This is a genomic window from Streptomyces sp. NBC_01537, from assembly GCF_045040445.1.
Taxonomy (GTDB): Bacteria; Actinomycetota; Actinomycetes; order Streptomycetales; family Streptomycetaceae; genus Actinacidiphila.
This window is the reverse complement of record NZ_CP109392.1, coordinates 6866124-6884867: the sequence shown is the minus strand read 5'-3', so window position 1 is coordinate 6884867 and position 18744 is coordinate 6866124. Positions and strand designations below refer to the sequence as shown.

Annotated in this window: 19 protein-coding genes and 3 pseudogenes; 8 read left to right on the top strand and 14 right to left on the bottom strand. The window is 70.1% G+C overall.

From position 1 onward, the window contains the following. Nucleotides 1-25 precede the first annotated feature (25 nt). Entirely contained in the window at nt 26-505 is a 480-nt protein-coding gene (locus OG607_RS31625) for a MarR family winged helix-turn-helix transcriptional regulator (RefSeq protein ID WP_405730702.1), read from the bottom strand. A gap of 292 nt (nt 506-797) precedes the next feature. Here OG607_RS31625 and OG607_RS31620 point away from each other — a divergent pair, with 292 nt between their 5' ends. Continuing rightward, on the top strand, nt 798-1442 hold the full coding sequence (locus OG607_RS31620) for a peptide deformylase (protein ID WP_405730700.1): 645 nt from the start codon (nt 798-800) through the stop codon (nt 1440-1442). Here the strand turns inward: OG607_RS31620 and OG607_RS31615 are convergent. Beyond that, nucleotides 1426-2073, bottom strand: a complete 648-nt coding sequence (locus OG607_RS31615) for a TetR/AcrR family transcriptional regulator (protein WP_405730698.1) — start codon at nt 2071-2073, stop codon at nt 1426-1428. The two genes, OG607_RS31620 and OG607_RS31615, sit on opposite strands and share 17 nt — an antisense overlap. Before the next feature lie 126 nt (nt 2074-2199). Here OG607_RS31615 and OG607_RS31610 point away from each other — a divergent pair, with 126 nt between their 5' ends. After that, nucleotides 2200-3144, top strand: coding sequence for an alpha/beta fold hydrolase (locus OG607_RS31610; RefSeq protein ID WP_405730696.1), 945 nt, complete (start codon nt 2200-2202; stop codon nt 3142-3144). A 63-nt stretch (nt 3145-3207) separates the two neighbouring features. On the opposite strand, the gene OG607_RS31605 is transcribed toward OG607_RS31610, so the two are convergent. Both OG607_RS31605 and OG607_RS31600 read right to left on the bottom strand, forming a co-directional pair. Continuing rightward, entirely contained in the window at nt 3208-3876 is a 669-nt protein-coding gene (locus tag OG607_RS31605; RefSeq protein ID WP_405730694.1) for a hypothetical protein, read from the bottom strand. Nucleotides 3877-4035: 159 nt separating this feature from the next. Then, nucleotides 4036-5331, bottom strand: a complete 1296-nt coding sequence (locus tag OG607_RS31600) for a 4-hydroxyphenylacetate 3-hydroxylase family protein (RefSeq protein ID WP_405730692.1) — start codon at nt 5329-5331, stop codon at nt 4036-4038. Nucleotides 5332-5339: 8 nt separating this feature from the next. Here OG607_RS31600 and OG607_RS31595 point away from each other — a divergent pair. Together OG607_RS31595 and OG607_RS31590 are read left to right on the top strand one after the other, a co-directional pair. Continuing rightward, a pseudogene (locus OG607_RS31595) lies at nt 5340-5489 on the top strand (LysR family transcriptional regulator); the annotation flags it as partial. A gap of 36 nt (nt 5490-5525) precedes the next feature. Continuing rightward, nucleotides 5526-6266 carry a LysR family substrate-binding domain-containing protein gene (locus OG607_RS31590; protein ID WP_405730690.1) on the top strand — a complete coding sequence of 247 codons (741 nt, stop codon included), beginning with the start codon at nt 5526-5528 and terminating at the stop codon, nt 6264-6266. A 10-nt stretch (nt 6267-6276) separates the two neighbouring features. Here OG607_RS31590 and OG607_RS31585 read toward each other — a convergent pair whose 3' ends face one another. Both OG607_RS31585 and OG607_RS31580 read right to left on the bottom strand, forming a co-directional pair. Then, complete coding sequence (locus OG607_RS31585) at nt 6277-6810, bottom strand: hypothetical protein (protein WP_405730688.1); 534 nt, start codon at nt 6808-6810, stop codon at nt 6277-6279. A 119-nt stretch (nt 6811-6929) separates the two neighbouring features. Beyond that, nucleotides 6930-7883 carry a L,D-transpeptidase gene (locus tag OG607_RS31580; protein ID WP_405730686.1) on the bottom strand — a complete coding sequence of 318 codons (954 nt, stop codon included), beginning with the start codon at nt 7881-7883 and terminating at the stop codon, nt 6930-6932. Between the two features lie 100 nt (nt 7884-7983). Here OG607_RS31580 and OG607_RS31575 point away from each other — a divergent pair, with 100 nt between their 5' ends. Further along, nucleotides 7984-8475, top strand: coding sequence for a SigE family RNA polymerase sigma factor (locus OG607_RS31575; protein ID WP_405730684.1), 492 nt, complete (start codon nt 7984-7986; stop codon nt 8473-8475). Continuing rightward, nucleotides 8465-9076 (top strand): L,D-transpeptidase, encoded by a 612-nt coding sequence (locus OG607_RS31570; protein ID WP_405730682.1) that lies wholly within the window; start codon nt 8465-8467, stop codon nt 9074-9076. Before OG607_RS31575 ends, OG607_RS31570 begins: the two co-directional genes overlap by 11 nt. Here the strand turns inward: OG607_RS31570 and OG607_RS31565 are convergent. From OG607_RS31565 to OG607_RS31545, 5 genes are all read right to left on the bottom strand, one after another. After that, complete coding sequence (locus OG607_RS31565; protein ID WP_405730680.1) at nt 9063-9779, bottom strand: helix-turn-helix transcriptional regulator; 717 nt, start codon at nt 9777-9779, stop codon at nt 9063-9065. The genes OG607_RS31570 and OG607_RS31565 overlap by 14 nt on opposite strands. A 20-nt stretch (nt 9780-9799) precedes the next feature. After that, nucleotides 9800-10732: an alpha/beta hydrolase gene (locus OG607_RS31560; protein ID WP_405730678.1), complete on the bottom strand. Its 933-nt coding sequence runs from the start codon at nt 10730-10732 to the stop codon at nt 9800-9802. Nucleotides 10733-10898: 166 nt separating this feature from the next. After that, on the bottom strand, nt 10899-11423 hold the full coding sequence (locus OG607_RS31555) for a DUF6584 family protein (RefSeq protein ID WP_405730676.1): 525 nt from the start codon (nt 11421-11423) through the stop codon (nt 10899-10901). 311 nt (nt 11424-11734) lie between these two features. Continuing rightward, on the bottom strand, nt 11735-12457 hold the full coding sequence (locus tag OG607_RS31550; protein ID WP_405730674.1) for a hypothetical protein: 723 nt from the start codon (nt 12455-12457) through the stop codon (nt 11735-11737). Nucleotides 12458-12603: 146 nt separating this feature from the next. After that, nucleotides 12604-13320, bottom strand: coding sequence for a TetR/AcrR family transcriptional regulator (locus OG607_RS31545; protein ID WP_405737176.1), 717 nt, complete (start codon nt 13318-13320; stop codon nt 12604-12606). 97 nt (nt 13321-13417) lie between these two features. Here OG607_RS31545 and OG607_RS31540 point away from each other — a divergent pair, with 97 nt between their 5' ends. Next, nucleotides 13418-15133 (top strand): CocE/NonD family hydrolase, encoded by a 1716-nt coding sequence (locus tag OG607_RS31540; protein ID WP_405730672.1) that lies wholly within the window; start codon nt 13418-13420, stop codon nt 15131-15133. A gap of 17 nt (nt 15134-15150) precedes the next feature. Here the strand turns inward: OG607_RS31540 and OG607_RS31535 are convergent. After that, nucleotides 15151-15513 (bottom strand): annotated as a pseudogene (locus OG607_RS31535) (Tn3 family transposase); the annotation flags it as partial. A 467-nt stretch (nt 15514-15980) separates the two neighbouring features. Here OG607_RS31535 and OG607_RS31530 point away from each other — a divergent pair. Further along, nucleotides 15981-17321 carry a class I SAM-dependent methyltransferase gene (locus tag OG607_RS31530; RefSeq protein WP_405730670.1) on the top strand — a complete coding sequence of 447 codons (1341 nt, stop codon included), beginning with the start codon at nt 15981-15983 and terminating at the stop codon, nt 17319-17321. Between the two features lie 52 nt (nt 17322-17373). On the opposite strand, the pseudogene OG607_RS31525 reads toward OG607_RS31530, so the two are convergent. After that, nucleotides 17374-17866 (bottom strand): annotated as a pseudogene (locus tag OG607_RS31525) (DUF3455 domain-containing protein); the annotation flags it as partial. Between the two features lie 4 nt (nt 17867-17870). Next, the gene (locus tag OG607_RS31520; RefSeq protein WP_405730668.1) at nt 17871-18668 is read right to left on the bottom strand and encodes an SGNH/GDSL hydrolase family protein; all 798 of its coding nucleotides are present in this window, start codon (nt 18666-18668) and stop codon (nt 17871-17873) included. Nucleotides 18669-18744: the final 76 nt, after the last annotated feature.

The following is an 18744-nucleotide window of genomic DNA, read 5'->3' as shown; positions in this document are numbered from 1 at the left end:
GATTCTCCGGTCCGTCCGCGTGGTGCTACCGCGGGGACGAGGCAGGCCGGCCGTCCTGCATACGGCGGTTGACCTCGCCCAGGCCGTCGGCGATGGTCGTGAGCTGCTGCGGAGTGAGTACGTCGATGAGCAGCTCCCGGACGAGCGCGACATGGCCCGGGGCCGCTCGCTCCAGCATGCGCCGGCCGTCGTCGGTGATGACCGCGTAGACCGCGCGCACATCGCTGGGGCAGCAGCGGCGGCGCACCAGTCCGGCCTTCTCCATCTGGGTGATCTGATACGTCAGGCCGCTCTTGGAGTTGTACAGCGCGTCGGCGAGCCCGCTCATGCGCACCTCGCGGTCCGGTGCCGAGTCGAGGCGGACGAGGATCTCGTACTGCAGGTGCGTGATGCCCACGTCCTCCTTGAGCTGCTGGTCCAGACGCCGGTTGATGAGCGCCCCGGCGCCGATGAAGGCGTACCAGGCTCGCGTCTCTTCCTTGTGCAACCACTGCGGTTGGGCCATGCCCCCACAGTACATCGCACGTTCAAATTCGAACCCTGGCGACGACATCGGGCACCGTTGTCAAATTTGAATCCTGCGACGGCACCCAGGGCTGACGCTCACGCGGGAGGCCGGACCAGATGCTCGTCGTCTGCACCGCCGAACCCGGTTCGGCCACCGCCCGGCTCCGGCCGATCCTGGCCGGCTGGGACGTCAAGGCCTTCCCGTCCATCGAGCCGGGACCCGTTTGTCGTCGGCGGTCCCGATGAGCCCTCCGCGTTCCCGGGCGACGGCCCTCTGGGAAGCTGGGGCCATGTCTGGACTCCTTATCACCGAACTCACCGAGCTCGTCGACGGCCTCCTCGAAGGACCCCGGCCGCTTCCCCTCATCGTCGCCGGCGATCCCGTCCTCCGGCGTCCCGCCGCCACCTACGAGGGGCAGCTCGGCGACGAGCGCCTCGGCAGGCTCGTGGTCGCCCTGCGCGAGGCCATGCACGCCGCGCCCGGCGTCGGGCTCGCGGCGCCGCAGGTCGGCGTCCCGCTGCGGCTCGCCGTCATCGAGGACCCGGCCGAGGTGACGGACGAGGTACGGCAGGCGCGCGGCCGCGTGCCCCAGCCGTTCCGCGTCCTGGTCAACCCCGCGTACGAGCCCGTAGGACCGCGAAGGGCCGCCTTCTACGAGGGCTGCCTCAGCGTTCCCGGCTGGCAGGCCGTCGTCGCCCGCCACGAAACGGTGCGCCTGCGCGGGCAGGACGACAGCGGGAACGCGATCGACGAGGAGTTCACCGGCTGGCCCGCCAGGATCGTCCAGCACGAGACCGACCACCTCGCCGGCACGCTCTACCTCGACCTCGCCGAGCCCCGTTCCCTGACCGGTGCACAGGCCTTCGCCGAACGCTGGTCGCAGCCCACACCCGAAACAGCCGCGGCCGAACTCGGCTTCACCTTGCCGCAGTGACCCCGTCGCTCCGCCGGCCGGGCTGCCCGGTGGCCGTGAAGATCCGGTCCAGGTGGTAGCGCAGTACCTCGATGGCCGCCTCCGGCCCCCGCTGGCCCACGAGGATGCTCGTCCCCATGGTCGCCGTCATGGCGAGGAGGCTGATCGCCTCCGTGCGCGCGTCGATGTCGCCGTCGGCCAGACCGGCCTCCTGGGCTTGCCGGAGCAGGCCGGTCAGGGCGTTTTCGGCGGCGTCGGGGTTGTCGATGAAGGGCTGGGCGGCGAGCGCCTCGTCGGTCACGGACAGGATCGAGTACGAGCTGTAGAGGAGGTGGAAGGTCCGGCTTTCCTCGTCGGTCGGGAGGGAGGCCAGGAGGAGCGCCTCGATGGTCGCGCGCGGGCCCGGGTCGGGACCGGCGGCGCGGAGGCGGGCGCCCACGCGTGCGGTGAAGCGGTCGGTCAGGTGCTGGAGCCCGTAGAAGAGCAGTTTCTCCTTGGTCTGGAAGTAGTACTGCACGAGCCGGAGTGACACTGCGGCCTCGGCCGCCACGTCGCGCATGCCGACCGCGTGCAGTCCGCGCCGTCCGGCGACCCGGATGAGCGCCTCGGCGATCTGGGCGCGCCGTTCGTCGTGGTCCACGCGCTTTGGCATGGGTCGTGTCTCCGCCCGTCTGTGGTGAGTTCGCCGGCCGGCTCCCCGACGTCCTTCATGATACTGCCGTATCAACATCATGGTACGGTCGTATCACGAAGAACGGATCTCCCCGGAGGTGCCTCCGTGCCCGAGAACACGACCCGAACCCGCCCGCGACGCGACATCGGCCACTACGTGAACGACGCCTTGCGCGACCGGTACTTCGCCGCCTGTGACGTCCTCTACGCACTGGGTGCGCCCGCCCGCTCCGAGACGGACGTGGAGACGAGCTTCGGCACCACGCACGTCTACCGGTACGGCCCCGCGGACCCCGCGGACCCCGCTGACGAGTCCCGTACGCCGGTCGTCCTGATCCACGGTTCCGGTGGCTGCTCCGCCCAGTGGTACCCCAACACCCCCGCGCTCAGTGCCGAACGCCCCGTGTACGCGCTCGACACCCCCGGCGACCCCGGCCGCAGCGTCCAGCGCGAGCCGATGTGGCAGCCGGAGCACGCGGCCCAGTGGCTCGACGAGGCGCTCGACGCGCTCGCCCTCGACCGGGTCCACCTCGTCGGTTCCTCATACGGCGGCTGGCTGGTGCTCAACCAGGCGCACCGCAGGCCCGGCAGGCTCGCCTCGGTCACCCTGCTCGACCCCGGCGGCCTGGAGAAGGTGGGCCTGCGCTTCTTCGTCTGGATCTTCGTCAGCTTCTTCGCGACCTTCGCCCCCAAGGCACTGCGCCCGCCTCTCGCCTCCTGGCTGGAGCAGCCGGTACTCGTCGTTCCCGAGCTGCGCGCGTGGATCCGGGCGAGCGTCCGGGCCTTCCGGATACGCCGCCCCGCGCCGCTGCCGCTGACCGAGGACGAACTGCGTACCATCCGCACCCCGCTCTACCTCGTCCTCGGCAAACGAAGCCTGCTCGTGCACCCGAAGCGGCAACTGGAGCGCGTGCCGCGCCTGATCCCCGGGGCCCGCGCCGAGATCGTCGCCGACACAGGCCACGGCCCCGCGATCGACCACCCCGACCTGCTCAACGCCCGGATGCTGAGCTTCATGGAGGACATCGACTCCCTCGCCCCGACCGGATGATCGACCTCGAATAGGGACCACCGTTCCGTCACACACCCAGATGGGTGATCCGGGGTGTGATGATCAGGACCCGACGGCGGGTGCGGGCCGGGGGCGGAAACTGGCCACAAGGATGTAGAGGCTGACGACCAGAGCCCACATGGGGAAGACCAGCTCGGACCAGGCGATGCTGCCCGTCACGAGGAGCAGCGTCAGGGCGACGAGATAGCCCAGGAAGGAAAGCCAGCGCGGAAGGACTCCGAGCCGGTGCCCGATGTTGGAGGTCGAGAAGGTGAATACCGCGGCCATGCGCATGGAGTAGGTCGTCAGAAGACTGAAGGTGAAGTCACGGCCGAAGGACCACAGTTGCAGCTGGGAGCCGTCCGCGGACGCATCGGCCGTGACCAGTAGGCCTCCGGCCGACGCCGCGGCCCCGAACAATGTCGCCACGAACAGCAGACCGCTGCCGAGGAAGACCGTGGCGAAGAACTTGTCCTCCGCCTCTCCGATCCGTGCGCGCACAGCGCCCATGAACCAGAGGAAGAAGATGCCCGCGAAGGGAATGAGGTTGAGCGCCGTCTGCACCGTTCGCCGACGCGAGGGGTCAGTGGCCCAGCTGCCGCCCACGCTGCCGGACTCGTCCGGGATCGCCAGACGGACCAGAATGATGGCCGCAGCGAGCAGCAAGGCGAAGATGATCCCCACCAGTCCCGCGGCTCGTGGCGTGCGCAGTGCCTGAAGCTTCCTCTCCATGCGCGGTCCTACGCCTCCTCTCCCTGCCGATGGGTCACCCGGAGGACGACTAGGGCCTGTCCGCCCGGACAGGCCCTAGGACCAGCAAGCACCCGTAGGCGTCGATGTGCCACTGGGACTGTCCATGCGGGTGACGGACCACCGGAAGCCGGGCTGCGCTCACGGCTTCGCCGGCGCCGAGTCCCAGGGGCCGCGGGTCCAGCCGTCGAGGTCGTAGTCGTCCAGGCACTCCTGGACGAAGCCCTCGTACCGCGCGACCGCGCCTCGGGCGGTGGCCCATTTCAGGGCGTCGAGGCGGACCTGCTCGCCGTTGCCGGAGTAATTGCGCTCGTACAGTTCGTGCCGTCCGCCGAACTCGCTGCCGATGGCGTCCCAGACCAGCTTGAACAGCTTGATCCGGTCGTGGGCCGAGGTGTCGGAACCACGGTAGAACCGGTCGACGAGCGGCCGCAGTTCTGGGTGGTCCAGGTCCCGGGCCGCGGAGGGGACGACCAGGGGTGAGCCGCCGAGGACGGTCTCGAACAGCTCGTGCACCCGGTCCCAGACCTGGGCGTTGTACATGCGCATCGTGGAGGCGTACTCGAGCTTGGGCAGCATGATGCCGTCGGTGCCGGGTTCGGGGTCGGTGGCCATCGCGGTGGTCAGGCCCCACACCATGTTGCGCATGGTGACCAGCTCTCCTACGGCGGCCTGGACACCCCGGAAGGCGTCGGTGCCGTTGGAGCGGGTCGCCCGGGACAACAGGCCCGCCATGAGCTCCAGTTTGACGGCCAGCCGGGTGCCGGACTGGAAGTTGTAGAGGTTGGCGAAGCCGGAGCGGGCGTAGAAGCCGGTGGCCCGTTCGATGTCGCGGTGGACGAGGACGTCCTCCCAGGGGATGAGCGCCCGGTCCAGGATGAGCACGGCGTCGTTCTCGTCGAAGCGGCTGGACAGCGGGGCGTCGAAGGGCAGCCCGGCGCGGGCGGCATAGGGAGTGCGGCAGATGAGCTTGACGCCCGGGTTCTCCATCCGGGCGAAGAAGACGACCGCGAAGTCCTCGCCGTGGCCGGGGGTCAGGGCGGCGGACGCGACGGGGGCGACGAAGCTCGCGTTGGTGATCGCCGAGCCGGTGGCGAGCATCTTGGCGCCGGAGACCACGATCCCGGCGTCGGTCTCCCGCTCTACGTGCACGAACACGTCACGCATGTCGTGGATGGCCTGCTTGCGGTCGGTGGGCGGGTTGATGATGACGTGGTTGAGGTACAGGCCCTTGGCGGTGAACTCCCGGTACCAATTGCGGGCGTTGGGCGCGAAATCGCCGTAGAAGTCGGCGTTGGCGGCCAGGCCCGACATGAACGCGGCCTTGTAGTCGGGGGTGCGGCCGAGGAAGCCGTAGCCCATGCGGGACCAGGCCGCGATCGCCTCCCGGGCGGCCAGCAGGTCGGCCGGGGAACGGCTCGGTTGGAAGTCCGGCATCTACGGTCATCTGCGCCATCGGTGAGGCGGGCAGCATCACCAAGGCCGCCGCTCAGCTCGGCACGGCCCAGCCGACCCTCACCGCCCAGCTCCGCCGCATCGAACGGCTACTGGGCGGCCCGCTGTTCGTCCGCACCAGACAGGGCGCCGCACCCACCGCGCTGGGCGAGTTCGTACTGGCCAAGGCGCGCTCGGTGATCGCCTCCTTCGACGCACTCCAGCGCGAGGCGGCCGCCCACGTCGGCTTCATGGGCGGCCGCAGGCCATTGCGCTACGCCGCCAATCCCGGACCTCTCATGGTGGGCCTCCTGGACGGACTGCAGAGCGTCTTCCCCGACACCGAGGTCACCCTGCGCACCGAGACCCACGTGAGCACCGTGCTCGGCCTCGTCGCCAGCGGCCAGCAGGACCTGGCCGCCGTGGTGGAGTACGCCCGCGACGACGGGCCGCCCCTGCCGCCCGAGGTGGACACGTTCACCGTCGCCACCGAGCCCGCGTTCGTCCTGCTGCCCGCGGGGCATCCGCTGGCCTCCCGGCCCTGCGTCGGCATCGGCCAGTTGCGGGATGCCCGCTGGGTGCTCCCGGTCAGCCAGGGCAGCGGCATGATGGAGGCCTTCACCGCGCTCTGCGCCGCGCAGGGGTTCACCGCGACGGTACGGCACGAGGCCGAAGCCTCCGCCGCCCGTGAACTCATCGCCGCCGGCCAGGCCGTCGGCCTCGGCCAGGCCACCTTTGGCAGCACCCCGGGCGTGGTCCCGCGCCCGCTGGCCGGCTCACCCCCGCGCATCCGGCACGTCCTGGTCTGGCGCCGCGGCAGCGCCCTGGCCCGGTGCCTGCCGGCCATCGCCGAGCGGGCCGAGCGCGCCTACGCGGACGCGGTCGCGCGCAGCCCGCACTACCTGGCCTGGCTCGCGGAGCACGCAGCCTTCCAGTGACCGGGGCCGGCTACTTCGCCGTCCCCGCCGACGAGCGGCGGATCGGGTAGATGTCCGAGATCAGCCTCGTGTGAATGTCGGACTGCACGCGAAAATAGCTGTACGTAGGCTGCGCTCCGGTCCCCCAGGTCCCCGTCCCCCAGGTCAGCCGTACCAGGCTCCACAGGTGGCCCGAACCGCTGCTGTCGTACTTGACGGCCCAGGCGGTCGGCGCGTTCTGCGCGCGCAGCACGCCGTCCGCCTGATTGCGGCGCTCCCACGCCAAAAGGGTTCGCTGCAGGCCGGCGGTGAAGTAGTGGTTCCGCAGGTCAGTGGCGAGGCGGCGGCCACGGCTTCCGTCGTAAACGGCATCGATGTACGCGCCGTAGAAGTCCGCGACCCGGTCGATCGTCGTCACAGGGGTCCCCTTCTTGACCACGGGGTTCTGTGTGGCCGACGACGAGGGGCTCGGCGGTGGCTCCTGCGCGACTGCCGGGGCGGTGAGCGCCGCCACGGCAAGGGCGGCGGCCAGGACGGTGCGGCGGACTCTGCGGGTGCTGGCCATGGGCGATCGATAACCTCTCATATGCAGGAATGAGCGAATCCGCCCATTAGATGACACCTCATCCTGTATGAATGGTTACGTCCTCACCCGTTGTACACGCTGTCGAACCACCGACAGTCCTACGAAAGGCCCAACGCGCTGCCCGCAAGCCACTGGTCCCAGGGGAGGTTCCAGTCGCCGTAGCCGTTGCCGGGGGCGACGGTGTCCTTGGAGTTGACGACGCGGACGATGTCACCGGGGATGACCTCGTCGAAGAAGCTCCGGGCGGTGCCGTCGGTGGAGAGGCCGACGCAGCCGTGGGTGACGTTCCGGCGGCCGGCGTAGCGGTCGGCCTTGGGGTTCTCGTGGAGGTAGGTGCCGGAGGTGGTGAGGTGGACGGCGTAGTTGTAGTAGCCCTGGTAGGCGTCGCCGTAGCCGACGGTGCGAGAGTCCATGAAGACGCGGCGCTGCTTGTCGGAGACGACCATGGTGCCGTTCCAGGTGTCCATTCCGGGTGCGCCTGCGGTGATGGGGACGCGGCGGGTGACACCGGCCTTGACCACGGTCATGGTGTGGGTGGCGACGTTCACGGTGGCGACCAGTGAACGGCCGACAGTGAAGTGGCGGGCAGCGGCTGAGCCCGCCCGGAGAGTGATGGCGGTGCCGGGGGCCCAGGGGGTGCGGGGGCGGTAGTCGAGGCGCTGGCCGTCCAGAAGGTTGCGGTCCTTTATCCAGCTCCAGGCGCCCGTGACCTGCGGGGCGGTGGTCACGGTCAAGGACCGCTCGACGGCGGCCCGTTCGGCGCTCGCGACGGGGCGGTCGAAGGTGAGCGATATCGGCATGCCGACGCCGACCGTCCGGCCGTCGGCGATGTTGACGTGTACGCCCTTGAGGGCCGCGGGCTCCGGTGTGGGCGTGGGCGTCGGCGTAGGTGTCGGCGTAGCCGTACGTGCGGGCGGGGACGCCGGTGTGGAGGTCGCCGGCGCCGGGCTCGCGCCGGCCACCGGCTTCGCGCAGGCCGCGAGCGCGAGCGCGCAAGCGGCCGCCGCTGTCCAGGCCCGGGCCGCGTGACGAATCCTGACTCCCGTGGTCATCGGGTTCCCCCCTCGTTGTGCTTCGATGTACGCGACCTGTACGCACGGCGGGGCAAGCCGGGTTGCATGCGATGGCGGGAATTTTCGGGGGCGGCGGGACATGACGGAGGACGAGTTCGACGCGTTCTACGCGTCCGCGTTCCCGCGGCTGGTGGGCCAGTTGTTCGCCATGACCGGTGACCACGGCGAGGCGCAGGATGTCGTGCAGGAGGCGTTCGTACGGGCCTGGGACCGGCGGAGCGACTTCCTCGCCGACGAGGCGCCGGAGGCGTGGATCCGTACGGTGGCCACCCGGCTGGCCGTGAGCCGCTGGCGCCGGGCGCGGCGCTGGCTGGAGCTCGTACGGCGTACGCCGCCGGAGGCGCACACGCCCGGGCCGGGCCCGGAACACGCCGCCCTGGTCGAGGCGTTGCGGCAGCTGCCGGAGGCGCAGCGGATGGCGGTCGTGCTGCACCATCTGTGCGACCTGAGCGTGGAGCAGGTAGCCTCCGAGACCGGCGCCCCCGTCGGGACCGTCAAGGCCCGGCTGGCGCGCGGCCGGGCGGCGCTCGCCGGCCACTTGGGGGAGAAGGAGGACGGCCGTGTCCGATGACCGCGACCTCACCACCGCGCTGCGGGATGTCGCCGACGCCCACCAGACGCCCCCGCAGGTCCCCGGCACCGAGATCCGCCGCCGGGCGGCCTGGCGCAGGCGCCGACGGCACGGGGCCCTCGCCGGAACCGCCGCCGCCGTCGTGGCCACCGTCGTCCTCGGCTTCACCACCGGCCTCGGCGGCGGCACCGGGCAGCGTCCGGCTGCGGCGGCTTCGGGCACCACGCCCTCGACCCGGCCCGCCGCCACGGTCGACCTCTCCCGGCGGCTGCTCACCATCGCCGGCCGCGAGCTGCCCGTCTCGTCGGGCACCTTCCAGTACCCCACGCCGACCGGGCTGATGACCGTGACCGCCAAGTTCCCCACGAAGGCCATGGACAGCGCGGCGCTCGGCCTCGCCGGCGCATACGACGTCACGCTGCCGTGGGTCGTCGAACTGCGCACGGCCGACGGGCGTACGAACTACGTCCTCGCTCTGACGTACGACGAGACCGCACCCGGCAAGAGCGATGTCACGCACGGCTGGATCGGGCTGCGGACGGCCGACGCCAAGTGGCTGTACGCGAGGGTGAAACCCGGCATGGTGCTCAGCGTCGGCTAGGACCTGTCAGCGCCATGGGCTGCGTTGCACCGGCGGCGGCTGAGCCGCGCAGCAGTTCGGTCAGGTCATGGGGCTGCGCTTGCTCACCGGTTGGAGCCGCTGCTGCGATCCGGTCCAGGCGGAAGCCCCGGCCGGCCCTCCGTGTGCGGCACCAGGCGATGAGGTACCACCGGCCGTCGGCGGTGAGCAGTCCGGCCGGTTCCACCACGCGGTCGCTTTCGCGTCCTGCCGCATCGACGTAGGACAGCCGCAGCACCGTGTTTGTGGTGAGGGCCTGTTCCACAGCGGTGCGGACCGCGGAGTCGGTCCGCGACGGCAGCGCAACGATTCGTGAGGCGAGTTCCTGAGCCACTGCCGAGGCGGGACCGGTCATCGAGGCCACGATCTTCTGGGCTGCCGTGCGGGCCGCACCGGCAAACGGGGTGGAGGCGTTGGCCGCGGCGAGCGCGGTGGCCAGCGCCGAAGCCTCATCGGCGGTGAACCGGATCGGGGGCATGGTCATCTCCGGGTCGATCGACCAGCCCCCGCCTCGCCCGGGTGTGGTGCGCACCGGGACACCGGCTTCCATCAGCGTCTGAAGGTCGCGCTGCACCGTGCGCGTGCTGACCTCGAATCGTGCGGCGAGCGCCGCGACCGTCAGCGGCCGCGGCGCCGCCGCGCGCAACTCTTCGACCAGCGCATAGAGCCGAGCAGTGCGGTTCATGATGCCGACGCTACCGTCAGTCAGGCTGTGGCCAGGAAGTCCCGCTCACGCCGCAGTTCCCGCTCGGTGATGGTCAGGGGGAACAAGGTGAAGCCGTGCATCGCGCCGGCGACGACGCCCAGCTGCACGGGCGCTCCTGCCGTCTGCCACCGTTGGGCCAGAAACAGTGAGTCGTCCAGCAGCGGATCCTCGGTGCCGACGACGATCCGGGCGGGGGGCAGGCCGACCAGGTCGGCGAACAGGGGCGAGACCTCAGGGTCGCGGCGCTGCTCCGCCCCCATCTCCGGTGTGAACAGCTCATAGCTGCCCCGCAGCGTGTCTGTATTGCTCAGCAGCCGCTTGGATCCAAACAATCGCTGGCTCGGTGTCATCGACAGGTCGTACGGGCCAAAGAGCAGGTGGGCCGCCCGGAACGCGCCAGTGATGCCGCGCCGGTCGCGAAGGCGCAGCAGCGTGATGACGCTCAGGTGGGCGCCGGCCGATTCGCCACCGATCAGCAGCCGTTGGGTACCGAACTCGGCTGCGGCGTGGTCCACGAGCCACCGGGCGGCGGCTTCGCAGTCGTCGGGCGCGGCGGGGAACGGGTGTTCCGGCGCGAGGCGGTACTCGATACTCACCACGGCCAGCCGTGCCTGCTCGGCAAGGTGCCACAGCCTCGCATCCTGGCCGCCCGCCGAGCCGAACGCCCAGCCACCTCCGTGTATGTGCAGGTATACGCCTTCGACGCGCTCCGGCACGAACGTCCGGACTGTCACCCCGCCCGCAACGACGTGGTCCTGGCCCTGCGGCAGTCTCACCGGCGGCGTGTTGCCACCGAGCCGGTTGCGCCGCAGGGCTGCCAGCACGGTTGCGTCCGGCGTTTCCCCGCGAGTCGGGCGGCTCGCGGCGGTGGCCTCGAATTGCTTGTTGAATGCCAGGGTCTCGGCGAGGCAGTCCTCATCGGTGATCGTCATGCCGTCGACAGTCGCCCCTGTCCGCGACAACGTCCTGTCACCGTTTCCTGGTGAGCTGCGTCACAGCTCTGTCGGGCGTAGCCCTGCACTTCAGAGGTGAGTCGTCGCGCCGGGAGCCGCTCCAGCCTCGCTGCGACAGCCGGGCACCCCACGCCGCCACCTGCGGTTACCGCCAGAGCCAACGGACGAAAGCGATGAAGCCAACCCCCCAGATGGCGAAGAACCCCAGCACCATGAGGATCACTCCAGCGCCGGCGAGCCCATCGGCGAACGAGCTCCTCTCGTCTTCCGGTGCGTCGTCGCGATCCAGAGGGATCGTGCTCCAGTCGACGGGTCGGCCGACGTAGTCCGAGCTGGCTTTGCGTACGGCCGCCAGCTGTTGGGCTGCGAACGCGGTATTGGCGAGGGACTCAGGCGCGCGCCACGCCAGTGCCCGCATCCGCTGAAGCGGCGTGGAATACCGCTCCTCGAAGGCGGAAGTCTCCGACGGATCCCGGTCCACTTCGAGGTACATCCACCGCCCGGCTTGCGCCGGCTCGCCGAACAACCGGTAGACCTCGCCCAGACGGCGCCGCAACAGAAGGTCCTGAGGGAAGGAGGTCACCAGGCCGCGCAGACGCTGCCGCGCCATGGGGACCCGCCCCGCGGCAAGATCCGCGTCCACGCGCGCGAGAGTATCGATGAGGCCCATGGCTGCATGATCACTCATCGTCGCTCGATCACGTGACAGGTCTATTGACCCCCGGAGCGCCGAGCAAAACCACTCGACCGTCTTCACAAAGGTACAAGCGACGCCCGCTCCGGGTGACGCCGATGAGCGGGGCGGAAGGGAACAGCCCGGATGTGACGGCGCAGGTGACGGCCGTCCGAGGCTACGTCGTCGAAGCCGCGAGCAGCGGAGTGCCTTTGCCCACGGACGGAGACAGCTCCGAGGCGACCCGCCGACGGCCTTCTGGGGCGCCTGGCTCGACTCGTGGGAGACCGTGGATCCCTCGCTCTGCCCTACCCGTGGTACAGGACGCGGACGACGATCGCGTCGGCCGGCAGCTCATCGAGGTAGGCGTTGAAGCAGCGGCGCGGTTCCAGGCCCGCGATACCGCGCCATTGGCCGTCCAGGGTCAGCAGGGCACTGGTGGGCAGGACGGCCGAGGCCCGCTCCTCCACGTAGGCGGCGAGGTCGTCGCCGATGCCGCCCACCGGGTAGCTTCCGATCCGATCACGCAGGTCGGGTCGTTCGTCGTGGAGAGCCTTGAGAACGGCCTGGCCGAGGTACTCCTCGTGAACGCGGCGGGGCGGGTAGGCGGGGTCTCCCCGGTGCTTCTCCCAGAAGAAGTCCAGCGGGCGGGCGGCGGGGTGGCGGGCTGCGAAATCGTGCCAGTCGTGGAAGTCGCGGGCGGCCGCGGCGGCCGCGGGCCGGCGGGCGGCGTCGAAGTCCAGGAGCCCTCGGGGGCCGCCGTCGCAGGTGCCGGGCGGGAAGACGCGGGGCAGGCCTTGTAGATCCAGCTCGCCCCTGATGAGGCAGGGGTCATCTTCGGACCCGGTGAGCACGGGGAATTCACAACCACGGCCGTCGATCTGCCAGTAGTCCCACTCGCCCATCCACAAGGGGTCGTCGGGGACGTCCTCGCGGTTGTAGTCGTAGGGAGCCATGGCCGCGCTGATGGCCTCGTGGACCTCCTCCCTACCGCAGGAGGGAAGGCACACCGTCACGTTTTCTTTCGCCATGGGAGCTCTGACTGCTTCTCTCTGGTTTTCCGGTACTTCCCAGGTCGGCGACTGGGGGCCACAGGGGTGCCACCGTACCGACGACGACTCGTCACCGGGCGTTGGCCGCCGGCGAGGGGCGGGGATGGTGGTAGGTGGGTTCCGGATCACTCGGTGTCGAGGCCGTCGACCAGGCGGTTGAGGAAACGGGTGAACGTGGCTTCGGGAGTGAGGAGGCGTCCGGGGGCGGAGAGGGCTTGGGCCAGCTCTGGGTGGTGGCCGTCCGTGGCGACAGCGGCGAGGTAGCGGGCTTCGGCTGCGGCCCGGTCGGGTGATTGTGCGGCTGTGGCCTGCGCGATTTCGTAGGTGACGTGCCCTGCTACGAATGCGGTGAGCTGCGCGAAGACCTCCAGGTTCGCTGCGCCGTCCAGTCCGGTGGGTCGCAGGGCGGCAAGTGCTCGTTCCAGGAAAGCCAGGGTGTTGGGGCCGAGCGTCCGGCGGGTGGACAGGGCGCCGGGCAGCCAGGGGTGCCGCAGCATGAGGGCACGCTGGAGGTGGGCGATGGTTTTCAGGTCGGCGCGCCAGTCGCCGGTGGGTGCGTCCGTCGTCGGCAGTTCGCCGCTGACGTGGTCGACCATCAGTTCCAGCAGCGTCTCCTTGTCGGGGGCGTAGCTGTAGAGCGACATGACACCGGCTCCGACCTGTGAGGCGACCCGCCGCATGGTGACCGCGTCAAGCCCTTCGGTGTCCGCCAGGGCGACGGCTGCCACTGTGATCACCTCGCGGCTGAAGGCGGGCCTGCGCCCCCTGCGGGGCGCGGTTGGGCTCAGCCAGAGCTGCTGGGGGTCGACGCCCCTGGCGCCGGACAGGCCATCACGCGTCACGATCTCGGTAAGCCCCTTCTCCTCGCTGCGGCACTTGTGGAAGTCATCCAAGCATCCACTATTCTCGTACACCGTACGAGAATAGTGGAGGGGAATGATGACGTCACCTACGCACGACGCTGCGTTGAACCCGGCCTGGCCACCACCTTCGGGGAAGCCGCCGTTGTCCTCGCGGATGATGAGAGCGATCTGGCGCAATCTCCCGGCCAAACGGCACGAAGTCGGGTGGGAGCCGGGGCTGGTGGCTCCGGCCGCTGACGGCAGCCCGTTGATCACGGATCACTACTTTCCTCGCGCAGAGGGCGACTTTCCCACCCTTGTCGTGCGCTCTCCGTACGGCAGGGGCCTGCCGTGGTCACCCATGTACGGCATGCTCTTCGCCGAACAGGGCTTCCACGTGGTCCTGCAGAGCTGCCGCGGCACCGGCGGATCAGGCGGTCAGTTCGATCTGTGGCGCAACGAGGCCGCGGACGGCCAGGCCACGGTGTCCTGGCTCAGAGACCAGCCCTGGTTCAACGGAATACTGGGCACGGTCGGCCCCAGTTACCTGGGTTATGTGCAGTGGGCGCTCGCTCTGGACCCGCCGCCGGAACTGAAGGCGATGGTGGTGCAGGTGGGTCTGCACGATCCCTACGCCCTGTTCCACGCAGACGGTGCACTCCGCCTGGAGAACGCCCTCCTCGTCGGCCTCGGCATGACGTACCAGCACCGGGGGATGGCGCCGTTTGTGAGAGCGACACTGCGCCTGCAGCGCCGACTGCGCGGAATCATCACCGCGCAGCCGCTGCGCGGGGCGCACGTGTCAGCCCTTGGGCGCGAAGTGCCCTGGCTGGACGACGTGATGACACACCCGGATGCCAACGATCCGTACTGGGTCGGCGCCTCCCCGGGAGAGGCAGCGGAACGGCTGAGCGTGCCCACCAGCCTGATCACCGGGTGGCACGATGCACTGGTCGACCAGACCTTCGAGCAGTACGCCCGGCTTCGTCAGGCCGGATGCGAGACCGCCCTGCTCGTCGGCCCCTGGACACACACCTCCGCACTTCAACAGGGCTGGCCCGAGGTGTTCGCCGAGAGCCTCGCCTGGCTGCGCGCGCACCTGTGCGCCGACCCCTCCGGCCTGCGCCCCACCGGAGTACGCATCCACATCGGCGGCGAAAACGCGTGGCAGGACCTCGATGACTGGCCGCTGTCTCCGGCCGCCACGTCATGGTTCCCCGCCCCGGACGGGTATCTCACCCAGCAGACCCCCACGGACATCACACCGCTGACGTCCTTCCGTTACGACCCCGCGGCCCCCACCCCGTCGCTCGGTGGCCCGCTCCTCTCCCCGAATGCCGGACCTCGCGACAACAGCGCCCTGGAGGCCCGAGAGGACGTTCTGACGTTCACCGGCCCGCCGCTGGCCGAGCCCGTGGACGTCCTCGGCCCGGTCTCCGCGCGGCTGAGTATCTCAACGGACACCGGATACGCCGACGTCTTCACCCGCCTGTGCGACGTGGACGCACAAGGGCGTTCCACCAACGTCTGTGACGGGCTGGCTCAGCTGAGGACGGTTGGGCAGGCGCCTTCGGAGGTCACCGTCTCGATGAGCTTCACGGCCTACCGCTTCGCCGCTGGCCACCGTATTCGCTGGCAGATCAGCGGAGGCGCCCATCCGCGCTACGCCCGCAATCCCGGCACCGGGGAGTCGTCGGTCGACGCCAAGAAATTCACACCGACAGGAATCACCCTCCACACAGGCTCAGCACTGATGCTTCCCCGGGGTGCCCAGGCTGCGCAGTCCTTCGGCGTTCAGCAGCCCGAAGCATAGACACATAGACAGCGGGGCGGGGCGAGGCGGGCCACGTCCTCGTCCGGGACGTCGTGCTCGCGCTCGCCGGCGGGCAGCGCCCGTAGTTGGGCGACGGCGGCGTCCACGTAGCGGGTCGTCCACGGCGCCGCGGCGTTGAGGACGTTGAGGACCGGCCCGAGCGAGCCGAACTGGTCCTCCTGACCAGTCCGGTACGGCTGCATGATCTGCCCGCGCTTGCCCTGGCAGATATCCCGGGCCAGCTTGTGGCGGGACTCCTGGACGGTCAGCTGCCGGTTCATCTGTCGCCGGTAGGTGTCGTCTGCCGGGTCGACGACACGCAGCAGGTGCAGGGTCTTGCCGATCCGCCCGTACTCCGCGAACGCCTGCCCAGCGGGGTGGGTCGTCCGTCCTGGCCCCCTCCCGGTACGAACCCGGCGACAAGCAACTCTGTGACCAACAGACGGCGATCACCAAACTGTTCGGCGTGACCGGCGCCGCCCTGTGGCGCTTCCACCGGACGGCGGTCCCGCACCGCAGTCGTCACCGCCCGTGATGACCGGCTCCCGCTGACACCGGGGACGGGGCGGATCGCGTCAGGTTTCCCTGCCCTTAGCAGGTGAGGGGCCGAGGGCACCTGAGCAGCTGATCATGCGTGGCACCATCGGGCTTCCGAACATCATGAACGGGTCACCGGGTCCCTTGGGGCGAGAGCGCATGCCTCAGCACGTACCCATCGGCGCACACCCGGATTCGCTCGCAAGCCCCGGGGACAACGTGGTCCCCGGCTCCCCGGCCGGGGACCACCTGCGCGGCTGACCAGCGACGTTGCGAGCAGCCGAGCCCTAGGCGCACCGAAAGGAACCTCATGCCCGAGGCAGCAGTCGTCATGGCCCGGTGTGCCCAACAGCTACTGGGCGCGCCCCTTCCCTTGCGGATTCGCGCGTGGGACGGCAGTGTCGCCGGGCCTGCGGACGGCCCCGAACTCGTCCTGCGTGACCGCACGGCTCTGCGGCACCTGCTGTGGCAGCCCGACGACCTCGGTCTGGCCCGGGGCTGGGTCACCGGAGACCTGGAGGTCGAGGGCGACCTGTACGACGTACTGGACCGCCTCTCGCAGGTGCTGTGGGACCGTGACAGCCGGCAGAGCCCCGACGAGGGCAAGGAGGACGAGCTCCAACGAGGGGCCAGGACCGCCGGACGGGTCGTGGCGGCGATGTCCGCGCTGCGCGAGGTGCTGCCCCTGGTCGGCAACCCGCTGCCGCCGCCGCGCCCTGCCGAGGAGGTCCCGCCTCGTCGGGGCCCGGCGCACACCCTGCGCCGGGACAGGGCCGCGATCAGCCACCACTACGACGCCGGCAACGACTTCTACGCCCTGATGCTGGGCCCGTCCCTGGTCTACTCGTGCGCGTACTGGGAAACCGGGCCCGACGCACCGGGCGCGACCCTGGAGCAGGCGCAAGCCGCCAAACTCGACCTGGTGTGCCGCAAACTCGCCCTCGAAAAGGGCGGACGGCTCCTGGACGTGGGCTGCGGCTGGGGATCGATGGCGCTGCACGCCGCCCAGCACCACGGGGTGGACGTGGTGGGCGTGACCATCTCCACCGAGCAGGCACAGTTGGCCCGCGAACGCGTCGCCCGGGCCGGGCTGTCCGACCGGATCGAGATCCGGGTGCAGGACTACCGGGAGGTCACCGACGGCCCCTACGACGCGGTCTCCTCGATCGGCATGGCCGAGCACGTGGGAACGGCCGGCTACCGCAGGTACGCCCGGCAGTTGCACGACCTGCTGCGGCCCGGCGGGCGCCTGCTCAACCACCAGATCGCCCGCCGCCCGATCCCCGGCGAGAAGGACTACCGGCTCAACGGCTTCATCGACCGGTACGTCTTCCCCGACGGGGAACTGACGCCGGTGGGCGCGACCGTCGGGCTTCTGGAGGAAGCCGGCTTCGAGGTCCGCGACGTCCAGGCGCTGCGCGAGCACTACGCAGTGACCCTGCGTTCCTGGGTGACCCGGCTGGAGGAGAACTGGGACGAGGCGGTACGCCTCGTCGGACCGGCACGGGCCCGGATCTGGCGTCTTTACATGGCAGCCTCGGCGGTGGGCTTCGAACGGAACACGATGGGCGTGAACCAGGTGCTGGCCGTGCGGGCGGCCGATGACGGAGCCTCCGGAATGCGCTGGGCACGCGACGGCGACCTGTGGTGACACCACGGCAGGGGCGGAGGCGCCTCCGGACCGTCCGGAGGCGCCTCCGCCGGATCTGGCCGGTGCCGGTGCAGGCGGTGACGGGGGCGACGCCACCGTGGGTGTTGAGGCGCTGGATGTAGGAGACGCCCGCGAAGACCCCGGTGCCACGAGTGGCGGTGGACTGCAGGAGGAGCTCGGGGATGGTGCCGGTCTTGGGAGAGTTGGCGACGGCGGTGGCATTGACGGCACTGCCGTCCACCGTGGACACCCGGACGGGGCCGCGGGAGTGGAGGGGCGACGGGGCGGTGGGAGCCGTCGTTCTCGGCCCAGAGGGTGGCGGCGGGCTCCAGCAACTTCCAGGCGCCATCGGTGCAGATGTAGGTCTGGACACCCTCGGCGGAGAAGAGACCGGTGAGCCGGTTGCCGTCGGGGACCTTCAGCGCGGCAGGAGCGTCGACGCCGGCGTGGGCGGGCTGTAAGGCTGCGGCCTGGCCGACCGTGGCGCCTGAGAGAACGAGTGGCGGGTGTGGCGGCCCGGGACGGTTCCGCCCCGGGCCGCCCAGGGGGTCAGCCCCAGGTGTTGCTGAGTTTCGCGGCGTAGCCCTTCGTGTACCCCGTCAGGTTGGGGTGGAAGATCGCGGTGAGGTCGGTCAGGTCGACACCGTTGATCCACGGGTCGGAGCCGCAGGCCTCGTGGCCGCTGAACTGCTTCCGCATGTCGAGGAAGTAGACGCTCGCGGAGACCGTCGCGGCCAGGGTGCCCTCCGCCAGAGCGTCGGCGAACCCGTTCATGTAGGTGCGCTTGGCGGAGCTGAGGTCGATCGCGCCGCACGATCCGGTCGTGGAGAGCACCTGCGGATAGCCGAGGACGAGTATCAGTGCCCGTGGTGAGCGGGCCTTGATGTCGGCGTACAGGCCGGCGAGCTCCGTCACCAGCTGGTTCCTGGCGTAGTACGACATCCACAGCGTGGCCGTCTTGCAGTAGCTGTCGCTCTGGGTGAGGCACGCCTCCACCACCGATGCGAACTGGGCGTCATTGCCGCCCACCGTGATGGTGACGAGGTTGGTCGTGGAGCTCAGGGCGGACAACTGGTTGTTTCGCACGTCCGCGATGGTCGCACCGCTGCAGGTGGCGTCCTTCAACGTGTACTTGGGGTGAGCGGCCGCCCACAGGTGGGGATAGTTGTTCGGGCTCCGCAGACAGTCGCCGCTGGAGGCGTCGTACGGGGCCGCGCCGACCCCGGACGCGTACGAATCCCCGAGCGCGACGTACTCCGCTTCCGTCGCCGCCTGGGCGGGGCTGCTCGCCACCGCCCCCGCGAATGCCAGTACAACGGCAGCGATTGCCGAAGTCAGTTTGCGCATGAACATCCTTCTGGATCGTGCTGTCCGAATCGAAGCCCGATGCTGCCACGCATGATCAGTTGCTCCGGTGTCCTCG